At 47.4% G+C, this 11,489-nt stretch carries 5 protein-coding genes; all 5 read left to right on the top strand.

Going from position 1 to position 11,489, the window contains the following annotated elements; all coding sequences use genetic code 11:
• Positions 1 to 659 precede the first annotated feature (659 nt).
• On the top strand, positions 660 to 2,720 hold the full coding sequence (locus QUA38_RS23550; protein ID WP_333166148.1) for a ShlB/FhaC/HecB family hemolysin secretion/activation protein: 2,061 nt from the start codon (positions 660 to 662) through the stop codon (positions 2,718 to 2,720).
• A 152-nt stretch (positions 2,721 to 2,872) separates the two neighbouring features.
• A complete protein-coding gene (locus QUA38_RS23545; RefSeq protein WP_333166146.1) occupies positions 2,873 to 3,490 on the top strand; it encodes a Uma2 family endonuclease in 618 nt (205 codons plus the stop codon).
• Between the two features lie 106 nt (positions 3,491 to 3,596).
• Positions 3,597 to 6,545 (top strand): S-layer family protein, encoded by a 2,949-nt coding sequence (locus QUA38_RS23540; protein WP_333166144.1) that lies wholly within the window; start codon positions 3,597 to 3,599, stop codon positions 6,543 to 6,545.
• Between the two features lie 65 nt (positions 6,546 to 6,610).
• Positions 6,611 to 9,502 (top strand): two-partner secretion domain-containing protein, encoded by a 2,892-nt coding sequence (locus QUA38_RS23535; protein ID WP_333166142.1) that lies wholly within the window; start codon positions 6,611 to 6,613, stop codon positions 9,500 to 9,502.
• 65 nt (positions 9,503 to 9,567) lie between these two features.
• Positions 9,568 to 11,489 (top strand): two-partner secretion domain-containing protein (locus tag QUA38_RS23530; protein WP_333166150.1); only part of this gene is annotated, 1,922 nt, incomplete at its 3' end.

Genomic DNA, 11,489 nt, shown 5'->3' with positions numbered 1-11,489 from the left:
CCTCTTTGAACACACCTTGATATTTTTTATTATATCATATTAGTTTTTTGTGTAATTAATTTTGTTTGACTACTTATCAATTCCGGTTGCACTCCTCCGGAATTGTTGACTGTTGACTGTTGAGTGTTGACGGGCGGGTCGAAAAACTGAATGGTTGAGTGTTAACTGTTGACTCGATTTTATGATTCCCATGCAACAGGAAACGATATGATGCACCAAAATCAAAGAAACCGGGTTTTTTAGTGGCTTTGCGGGTTGTAAATTACATCTTGCCTGTTCATAAAAAGATTATTGACAATGGTGCAAGAACTCAGTTGTAACCCGTCTTTTCGGAAACAACCCGGTTTCTGGTTTACCCTGGCGTGCAGGGCTATTCTGGTTGCGGCACGAGCATGACAGCGTAGGTTTTGCCACCCAAAATATCGGCTTTTTTTACCGTTTACGATCGACTTACACGATATTTTTTCGGATAAGAATCCGGTTGGTGCGTAAGTGTTGGGAAATGAACAGCCGTCGATCGACCTTTTGGTTTGTAGCGTCGCCGAAACTGTTGGCTGCGTCGGCTGTTTCCTTTTTGCTGTTAAGATTGATTTTTACTTGAGGGTGCTCACTTCCTGAAAATATTTTCCCCCACTTAAGCGAGATAATAATTATATCCTATGGCTTGTCGCTCACAAAAACTATTTTTCCTCGCTGGAATTTTTGGGTTAGTTTGGCTGGGAAAACCAGCGAAAACATCCGCTAGCACCGTTGAAATTTTGACCTCAAATGTTGAAGCTTTGGCAGCAGTTAGCAGCAGAGGCGATCGAGCTTTAGCCCTTAACGAAACCGAGAACAGCCTCCGTGAAGGCTTACCAGCCTCTTACGAGGAAACGCAACCCGCTGAGTCAGAACGATCGGCTTTGGCGACAACTCTACCCTTATCCCCACCTGCGGAAGCTCCAGACTTACAGGCGGAAGCTGCAAATTCAGCCGATCGCACATTCAGCACAAAAACTCAAGAAACCGAGCTTTTTAACCGAGGTCAAAAGCTAGAAGAAAAGATTGACCGAAAAAAAACCGATTTGGGTATTGATCGACCTTTGCAACTAAGCCAACTGCCCAACCCAATTCAGCCCAGAGAGCCGGAATTACCTGCACCAATAGCACCGCAACCGCCTGCGCCGTCTCCCCTTCAACAAACCCCACTAACACCTGTCCCCGGCGATGCTAGACCAAGCCTTCTGGGTACAATTAGGGTCGATCGCTTTGAATTTGAGGGCAACACAGCTTTTAGCGATCGCGAACTCGCAGAAGTTACGCAACAGTTTGCGGGCCGCGAAATCACCTTTGCCGAACTGATCGCAGCCGAAGCAGCCGTCACTCAAAAATATGTAGCCGCAGGATACATCAATTCCGGCGCTGTAATTCCCGCCAACCAAACCTTTCCGAGAGAAGGAGGTGTGGTGACAATTCGGATTGTAGAAGGCGGATTAGATGAAATTGTGATTACTGGAAACAGGCGCTTAAATTCAAATTACGTGCGATCGCGCCTAGAACGCGCCACCAGACGGCCCCTCAATCGCGATCGGTTGCTGGAAGCCTTGCAACTGCTGCAACTCGACCCCTTAATTGGCAATATTTCCGCCGAATTGCAAGCCGGAAGCCGCCCGGAAAACAGCCGCTTAGAAGTGCGCGTCAAAGAAGCAGACAGCTTTAGCGGTGAAGTGTTTGCAGACAACAATCGATCGCCCAGCGTCGGCAGTTTTCGGCGCGGTGTTCGCATAAATCAAGCAAATTTGCTCGGTTTGGGCGACGGATTAGAAGTATCTTATGCTAACACCGACGGCAGCAATGAATTCAACGGCAGCTACACTGTCCCCGTCAACGCGCGCAACGGCACGATTGGGTTCGCAGCGAGTGCTGCTAGCACCAATATCATCGAGGAACCCTTTGATGCTGCTGAAATTGAGGGGAAATCGCGGACTTACGAATTAACTTACCGCCAGCCGATTGTCGAAAAGCCCGATCGCACTTTGGCTTTGGGACTGAGTTTTTCGCGGCAAGAAAGTGATACATTCCTGTCGGGGGAACGATTTGCGCTTTCGGCGGGAGCAAATGAGCGTGGCGAAACGCGAGTTTCGGCTGTGCGCTTTTTTCAAGAATACGTGCAGCGGAGTTCCAGCCAAGTGTTCGCGGCGCGATCGCAGTTTTCCCTCGGCACTAATCTGTTCGGCGCTACTGCGAACGATAGCGGCCCTGACAGCCGTTTTCTGGCGTGGCGCGGACAAGCCCAGTACGTGCGGCTGCTAGCCCCAGAAACCTTGCTGATAGTGCGTTCCGACATTCAATTAGCCGATCGCCCCCTGCTTTCCCTCGAACAAATTGGGATCGGTGGCGTTCAAAGCGTGCGCGGATACCGCCAAGATTTGCTGTTAACTGATAGCGGTGCGATCGCGTCTGCGGAGGTGCGAATTCCGGTTTGGCGTGTCCCAGAAGTCGAAGGATTGTTGCAAGTCGCTCCGTTTATCGATTTTGGGGTAGGGTGGAACCATTCGGAGGAAAAGGCGAATCCCGACTCGGATAAACTGCTGGGTGCGGGTTTGGGCCTAGTTTGGCAGATGGGCGATCGGTTGAATGTGCGTTTAGACTATGGTATTCCTTTGATAAATGCTCGATCGGGCGATCGAACTTTGCAAGAAAAAGGCTTATATTTTCGGATTAATTACTTTGCTTTCTAGTTAGTTCTGCCTGGGGTTTCAACGCCTGTCTCCTAGCGGAATTCCACCGCTAGGACGACTAAATATAGTTTAGCTAATTCCCCTATCAACTTCAATCTAAAATCTAAAATCTAAAATTGTATAACTTTAGTTAACACAAGAGGGCTTGTCTTATGGTTCAGACAAAAACTAAACTAACATTTGCAGAGTTTCTCGAAAAATACCCCGACGGATCGGGCATCTACGAACTTGTAAATGGGGAGATTGTCAAAGTGGAAGCAACCAGAACTCATAAAAATGTGGCACGATTTCTTGTTAAGTCTTTCGACAGAGAAAGCGATCGCTTGGGGCTTGACTATATCGTTGACAAAGATATAGTGTTGAGGACTGTAACAGCTTCAGGACAAGAACAAGGCAGAAATCCTAATGTTGGCGTGGTTAATGCATCTGTATGGAACAGCAATGTACGTGGCTACGGAGCTCTTACCGAACCTATCCAATTAGCAGTTGAAGTTACCTCAACTAACTGGGAAGACGACTATGTGGATAAGCTAGATGAGTATCAACGCCTCGGCATTTGTGAGTATTGGATTGTGGATTATTTAGCGCTCGCTTCTAGGGCTTATGTAGGAAATCCCAAAATTTCCACCGTTTTCGTTTACTATTTGGAAAATGGCAGTTATTTAGTTCAAAGTTTTACAGGTAATGAGCGCATTATCTCTAAAATTTTTCCCGAACTAGAAATCACAGTCGAGCAACTTATACTCAGCAGCCAAATTCAAAACATTTAGAGAAACGAGATGAGATTACACCGATAAAATTTATCCTGGAAAGAGTATTTTTATGCCTCCCTTCCATTACTCTTTACTATTTTCACTATTCTCAAAAACAGGCAAGATGCCTGTTCCACAAATACTAGATTTTACTGTAGTGTGGGCATCTTGCCCGCCCGTAAGTTATTCCCTACTGTTTGCTTTCCTGTTGCTATTTCCCACTTCCGCGATCGCCCAAATTATTCCCGATAATACCCTGGGACAGGAAAGTTCGCGGACAGTTCCCGATACTATCAACAATTTAGCCTCAGATAGAATCACTGGCGGCGCAACTCGCGGCGTTAACCTATTTCACAGCTTGCGCGAATTTAACATCCGTGAAGGGCGGGGAGCTTATTTTGAAAATCCCAGCGGAATTACCAACATATTCACCCGCATTACGGGTCCAAACTCCTCAAATATTTTAGGAACTCTGGGAGTTTTGGGAAAAGGCAATTTATTTTTAATTAACCCGAAAGGGATTGTCTTCGGGCCGAATGCGCGGTTAGATTTGCGCGGTTCATTTATCGGTTCAACGGCTGACAGTATTGTGTTTAAGAACGGGATGGAATTCAGCAGCACCAACCCGCAAACATCCCCGCTGTTAACCGTTAATATTCCCGTTGGTTTAAGATTTAGAGACAATCCCGGTGCAATTGTCAATCAATCGACGGCTATAGGAAAGTTAAACCTTCCAGCCTCTGCTGTGCCAATACCGATTAGCGATCGAGTTGGTTTAGCAGTAGAACCCGGTCAAACTTTAGCACTGATTGGTGGCGACATCCAACTGCAAGGCGGCAATTTAACCGCCAGCGGCGGACAAATTTTACTCGGTAGCGTCGCCAGTCCCGGTTTAGTTAATTTTGCACTGGCTCCTCCTGTTGCTCAGCCGGGTAATTTAGCTTTAAATTATGACAATATTCAAAATTTCGGCAATATTCAAATATCCGATGGAACGCTTATCAACACTAGCGGCACCGGTGGCGGTCGAGTAGAGTTAAAAGGTGGAAATGTCGCCCTCAGCGGTGCGCGAATTTATGCGATGACACTGGGAAATATTGATGGTCGAGGTATCGATATCAGCGCTCAAAAGTTGCGATTGGAAAACGGCACGCAATTTTCTACCCTGACTCTAGGAGAGGGTGCAGGAGGAAATATCAACTTGCGTGCTGCTGATTCAGTAGAAATGAGCGGGCTGGGAGTTGACGGCTATCAAGAGGTGGCAATTAAATATTTGGTATCGGGAACTACAGACCCCTTTGACCCACTAATGATGCTGTTTAATGCTAGTGCTGGTGCTGGTTCGGGGGGCGATATTACGATCGACACCGGCCGCCTGCTCTTCAACAATGGGGTAGTAGGTAGCGGTATCACTTTTGGCGGTGGAAAGGGCGGAAATTTAATCATTCGCGCCAATACTTTTGAGATGGTGGGTTCTGGAATTAACAACGGGACAGCTAAAGAAAGTAGCGGTGCGGGAGGAAGCATTAGTGTTGATGTCGCGAGATTAATTATGCGCGATGGTTCTATTCTCGGTACCACAAGCTACAGCAGTGGCCCGTCAGGGAATATCAACATTAAAGCTGCTGAATCAGTAGAATTGTCTAACACCGGCCCGACAACAGTTGTGTCAAGCGGAATTAGCACCCTGAGTATCGGCTCTAACGGAAGGGCGGGGAATATTAACGTCAATACCAAGCGGTTGAGTCTCTCTGGGGGTTCTGCGTTTACAGTAGGATCGGGTGTGTTAATTGGCAGGTTTTTGTTTTCCCAGGAGGGCGGGCCTGCTGGAAATTTAACAGTTACGGCTACTGAATCAGTACAAATTTCAGGTATTTCTCAACTTTTGAGCAGCGGAATTCAGAGTGCTAGTGCGCTGAGTTCTGGAACTTTGAGCTCTAGTCGGGGCGGGGATATTCGCATTGATACGCCCAGCCTAACCGTGCGGGATGGGGGGATAGTTTCTACGAGTTCTGTGGGGGTGGGAGATGTGGGGAATATTACTATTAATGCCGATCGCATTGAGGTCAGCGGCAGCGGAAATAATGGTCTGTTTATCAGTACAATTGATGCTTCGGTGGGCAAGATATTTGGTACTAATCCCCAGGCGACGGCAAATGCCGGTTCGTTGAATCTGAATGCCGATCGATTAATTGTTAGAAATGGAGCTACAGTGACGGTCCAGGCTACGGGAACCGGACGTGCTGGTAATATCAATATTGTTGCAAATTCGATCGCCCTTGACAACAAAGCGATGATTGACGGTACGACTGTATCCGGTACAGGAGCAAATATTAACCTGCAAGCGCGAGACATCCAATTGCGCCGCAACAGCCGAATTACCACCGATGCAGGCACTTCTGACGGCGGCAATATCAACATCAACAGCGATATTCTTGTCGCCCTCCCGCAAGAAAACAGCGACATCACAGCCAACGCCCGCACAGCAGGCGGCGGCCGCGTCAATATCGATGTCCCCAATGTCTTCGGTTTTACAGCAGCGAGTCGCGAACAAGTCAGAAGCAGGTTGGGGCTCAGTGACGCCGAATTTGCAGCGTTGCAAGTAAGTCCTACATCTCTGCTTCCCAGCAGCGACATCGCCGCGATTTCCCAAAGTGGTGGCCCGGCTTTGCAAGGGGCGGTAACATTTAGTTCTGTTGGAGTCAATCCCGTTCAAGGTTTAGTGGAACTGCCGCAAAATGTGGTCAATCACGCTGCGTTAATTGCTGCAAATCCCTGTATCCAAGGGGCCGAGAACGAGTTTACTGTGACTGGGCGGGGGGGATTGCCACCGAGTCCTCACGATGTTCTCAGCAGCAATTCTAACCAGTTTAATTGGGTGGAACCAGCCGTAGGTGAAAGCCAGCAAGTACAAGGTCAAAGAGCATCCATAGAACTTCGATCAAAAGAAATTATTCCCGCTCAAGGTTGGGTAATGGACGATCGAGGACAAGTAACGCTGGTAGCGTATAATTCTGGTGGTGGTGCATCTATTCGCAGTCCGAAATCAACTGGTGTTTGCGTACCTCAATAGGTAATCTTCAGGCTTTAGCTAATCCCTCCCTATTTTCCTAAAATTAAATTAACCAGAATTAAAAGATGCGCCGCCAATCTTCCGCCCTATTTTTTGCATTCTTACTGCTGTGTCCTTTTCCTGCGATCGCCCAAATCATCCCAGACAGCAGCTTGGGTGCAGAAAGTTCGCGGACAGTTACCGATACGATTAATAACTTACCATCGGACAGAATAGAAGGCGGTGCAACTCGTGGAGTAAATTTATTTCACAGTTTACGAGAATTTAACGTTGGTGAAGGCCGAGGAGCATATTTTGCCAATCCTAACGGAATTGCGAATATTTTTACCCGCGTTACTGGTGGCAACCCTTCTAATATTTTAGGTGTGTTAGGAGTCCAAGGAAATGCCAACTTATTTTTACTTAATCCCCAAGGAATTGTCTTTGGCTCCAATGCGAGGTTAGATTTGCGCGGTTCCTTTTTAGCAAGTTCTGCTGATAGCGTAGTTTTCAATAATGGCTATCAATTCAGCAGCAGAAACCCGCAATCATTACCCCTGTTAAATGTCAATATACCTATCGGTTTAAATTTTCGAGAAAATCCGGAAAAAATTATTAACTCTTCAGCAGCACCAGCCTTTATTTTACCACAATTACCTGCTGGCATCCCGCAGATTTTCAATAACATGGGCTTAGCAGTTGGGCCCGGAAAAACTCTCGCCCTAGTGGGGGGAGATATTGAATTAAATCAGGGAACACTCACTGCATCAACCGGACAAATTTTGCTGGGTAGCGTCGCTAGTCCGGGGATGGTTGGATTGGGGGCAACGCCATTGGGATTAAGTTTAAACTATGACAATATTTCTAACTTTGGTAATATTCAAGTAACCAACGGCTCGCTAATCAACACCAGTGGAATAGGTGGTGGCAAAGTCGATATTCGAGGGGGAAATGTCAACCTCAATAATGGGCGAATTTATGCCCTGACTTTGGGAAATATTGATGGCAGGGCGATCGATATTAACGCTCAACAGTTTCGGGCCCAAGGTGGATCGCAAATCTCCACGCTGACAGCAGGAAGTGGTGCCGGAGGCGCTATCAACATCCGCGCTACCGACTCAGTAGAAATGCTCGGAATTGGATTAGATAACTATAGAGTGTTTGGTGGTAACTATACGGTATCTGGCTCTTTCGACCCTTTTGACCCACAACTTCTGCTGACAACTGGCACTAATAGCATGGGAGCCGCCGGAAACCTCACGATTGATACGGGAAAACTGTTGATTGACAATGGAAGCGCATTGACTACCACCACGTTAGGTGCTGGCAACGCCGGAAATATTACCATCCGTACCGGGGTTTTAGATATGGTCGCTTCTGCAATCCACAGTGGCCCACTTTTGGGGAGTACGGGTAGGGGAGGAAATATCACCTTTGAGGGAGAACGTTTAACCGTAAGCGATGGTGCTGCTGCGATCAGCCTCACCCGCGGTGAAGGAGGAGCGGGGAATATCAATATTAAAGCTTCGGAATCAGTAGAAGTGCTGCGGACTCCCAATGGAAGTCCCGTAGCAAGTTTAATTGGGTCAACTGCCAGCGGTGTGAATGGGCAAGCCGGGGACATTAATATCGACACGAAGCGGTTGATTATCTCCCAAGGAGGCGGAATTAGTTTATCTAGCGGAGCAGTTGTGGGCAACCAACCCTTGAATACAACTGGGGGGCCCGGAGGTAATTTGACAGTTAGGGCCACTGAGTCAGTAACAGTCGAGGGTTTTTCTGGAGTTTTGGCGAACGGGAGTCGGAATCCCAGTTTCATCTGCGCTGATGCCAATACTGCTAATCGGGGAGGGAGTATCAACATTTCTACACCTGTACTGACTCTCCGGAGTGGAGGAGTTATTAGCACTGCATCTTTAGGCCAAGGAGATGCAGGAAGTATCACAATTGATGCGGGTCGTGTAGAAGTTATTGGGAATGGGGGTCAAGGTGAATTTAACAGTCAAATTCAGACTTCGGTTGGGATTGCATCTGACATTATAGATCCTAATGCTACGGCTAACGGAGGTTCGTTGAATCTAAATGTCGGGGAACTGATTCTTCGCAATGAAGGAACACTCAATCTGCAAGCATTGGGATCGGGACGGGCTGGTAACATTAATGTGAAAGCAGACTCAATTTTTCTTGACAACCAAAGTAGCATTGACGGTAGAACGGCATCCGGCCCCGGAGCAAATATTAACCTTGAAGCACGAGATATCCAGTTGCGCCGAGGGAGCAGAATTACAACTGATGCAAGTATTTCTGATGGTGGCAATATTAACATTAAAAGCGATATTCTGGTCGCCCTCCCGCAAGAAAACAGTGACATCACAGCCAATGCGCGATCGGCCCAAGGTGGTCGGGTTAATATTAATGTCCCCAATGTTTTCGGGTTTACATCAGTTACTCGTGAACAGGTGCGAGCGACTTTGGGATTAACCGATACTCAATTTGGTGCGTTGCAAGTAAGTCCTACTTCTCTAATTCCTACCAGCGATATTGCGGCGATTTCCCAAAGTAGCGGCCCGGCTTTGCAAGGTACTGTAACATTTAGTGCTTCTGGGGTGAATCCTGCTCAAGGTTTAGTGGAACTGCCGCAAAATGTGGTCGATCCGGCTGCTTTAATTGCGGCAAATCCCTGCACGCAAGAGGCCGAGAGCGCATTTAGTGCTACTGGGAAAGGAGGAGTGCCACCCAGTCCTAATGATGCCCTCAGCACCGCTCCAGCGCCGTTGCCTTGGGTGGAACCAGCGGTAGGTGGAAGTCAGCAAATAGAAGGCCTCATACCATCCATAGAAGTTAGGCCAACAGAAATTATTCCCGCTCAAGGTTGGGTAATGGACGATCGAGGACAAGTCAGGCTGGTAGCCTATAATTCTGGTGGTGGTGCATCTCTTCGCAGTCCGAAACCTACTGGTGTTTGCGTACCTCGATAGATACTCTTTAGGTTTTAGCTAACCCCTCGCTATTTTCCTAAAATTAAATGAACCAGACTTCAAAGATGTCCCGCCAATCTTCCGCCCTATTTTTTGCATTTTTACTGCTGTGTCCTTTCCCTGCGATCGCCCAAATCATCCCTGACAACAGCTTGGGTGCAGAAAGTTCGCGGACAGTTCCCGATACTATCAACAACTTACCCTCTGATAGAATCACTGGCGGTGCAACTCGTGGCGTTAACCTCTTTCACAGCTTGCGTGAATTTAACATCCGTCAAGGGCGGGGAGCCTATTTTGCCAATCCTAACGGGATTGCGAATATTTTTACCCGCGTTACTGGTGGGAATCCTTCTAATATTTTAGGAACTCTGGGAGTTTTGGGAAACAGTAACTTATTCTTAATTAACCCCAAAGGGATTGTTTTCGGTCCCAATGCGAGGTTAGATTTGCGCGGTTCATTTTTAGCAAGTTCAGCAGATAGCGTAGTTTTTAATAATGGCTATCAGTTCAGCAGCAGCAATCCCCAATTAGTACCGCTGTTAAATGTCAATATACCGATCGGTTTAAATTTTCGAGAAAATCCGGGTAAAATCATTAACAATTCAGTAGCACCAACCTTGAATTTACCACAATTACCCCCAGGAATTCCGCAGATTTTCAATAACATGGGCTTAGCAGTTGCTCCCCGACAAACTATAGCCCTAGTGGGGGGAGATATTGAATTAAATCAGGGAACACTCACTGCATCTACAGGACAAATTTTGCTGGGTAGCGTCGCTAGTCCGGGGATGGTTGGATTGGGGGATACCTCTTTTGGATTAAGTTTAAACTATGACAAAATTGCCAAATTGGGTAATATTGAAGTCACCAACGGCTCACTGATCGATACCAGTGGAATTGGTGGCGGCAAAGTCGATATTCGAGGTGGAAATGTCAACCTCAATAATGGCAGGATTTATGCACTGACTTTGGGAAATATCGATGGTAGGGGCATCGACATTAACGCCCAACATTTACGGGCCCAAGGTGGGGCGCAAATTTCCACGCTGACAGCCGGAAGTGGCGCGGGAGGTGCTATCAATATCCGCGCTACCGATTCAGTAGAACTGATCGGGATTGGATTTGAGAGCTTTCAAAACTTTGTCAAAAATTATACAATCTCTGGAAGAATCAACCCTTTTGACCCACAGATTCTACTGGAAACTAGCACTGCTGGCATGGGAGATGCGGGAAACATCTTAATCGATACGGGACAACTGCTGATCGACAATGGAACCGTATCGGGTAGCGCTACATTAGGTGCTGGCAACGCCGGAAATATGACCCTCCGTGCCAGGGTTCTCGATCTGGTCGGTTCAGGGATCAACACCGGCACACTCGCGGGGAGTACGGGTAAGGGAGGAAATATCACCTTTGAGGGAGAACGTTTTATCATACGCGATGGCAGTGCGATCGTCAGCACCACTCGCAGTGAAGCACCATCGGGGAATATCAACATTAAAGCTTCGGAATCAGTAGAAGTGCTGCGGACTCCTCCTCGAAGTCCCGTCGCAACCTTGATTGGTGCAACCGCAATCAGCATTAATGGGAAAGCCGGAGACATTTATATCGACACGAAGCGGTTGAGGATCTCTGAAGGGGGCGGAATTAGTTTATCTAGCGGCTCAGTTGTGGGCAACCAACCGTTGAATACAACTGGGGGGCCCGGAGGTAATTTAACAATTAAAGCTACTGAGTCAGTCAGACTAGAGGGTATTTCTGGAGTTTTGGCGAATGGCAGTCGGAATCCTAGTTTCATCTCGGCTGATACCAACTCTGCTGCTCGGGGAGGGAGTATGAACATTTCTACACCTTTAGTAATTCTCCGAGATGGAGGACTTATTTCTACTGCATCTTTAGGCAAAGGAGATGCCGGAAGCATCACGATTGATGCGGGGCGTGTAGAAATTATTGGGAATGGGGGTCAAGGTGAATTTAACAGTCAAAT

The organism is Microcoleus sp. Pol12B4, from assembly GCF_036701385.1.
GTDB lineage: Bacteria > Cyanobacteriota > Cyanobacteriia > Cyanobacteriales > Microcoleaceae > Microcoleus.
The sequence above is the reverse complement of the archived record's forward strand: the minus strand, read 5'-3'. Positions and strand labels throughout refer to the sequence as shown.

What these genes read in the sequence shown, in the direction of transcription:
- QUA38_RS23550 (WP_333166148.1), top strand. Translation starts at nt 660, where the DNA reads ATGGCTTGTCGCTCACAAAAACTATTTTTCCTCGCTGGAATTTTTGGG.
- QUA38_RS23535 (WP_333166142.1), top strand. Translation starts at nt 6,611, where the DNA reads ATGCGCCGCCAATCTTCCGCCCTATTTTTTGCATTCTTACTGCTGTGT.
- QUA38_RS23540 (WP_333166144.1), top strand. Translation starts at nt 3,597, where the DNA reads ATGCCTGTTCCACAAATACTAGATTTTACTGTAGTGTGGGCATCTTGC.
- QUA38_RS23545 (WP_333166146.1), top strand. Translation starts at nt 2,873, where the DNA reads ATGGTTCAGACAAAAACTAAACTAACATTTGCAGAGTTTCTCGAAAAA.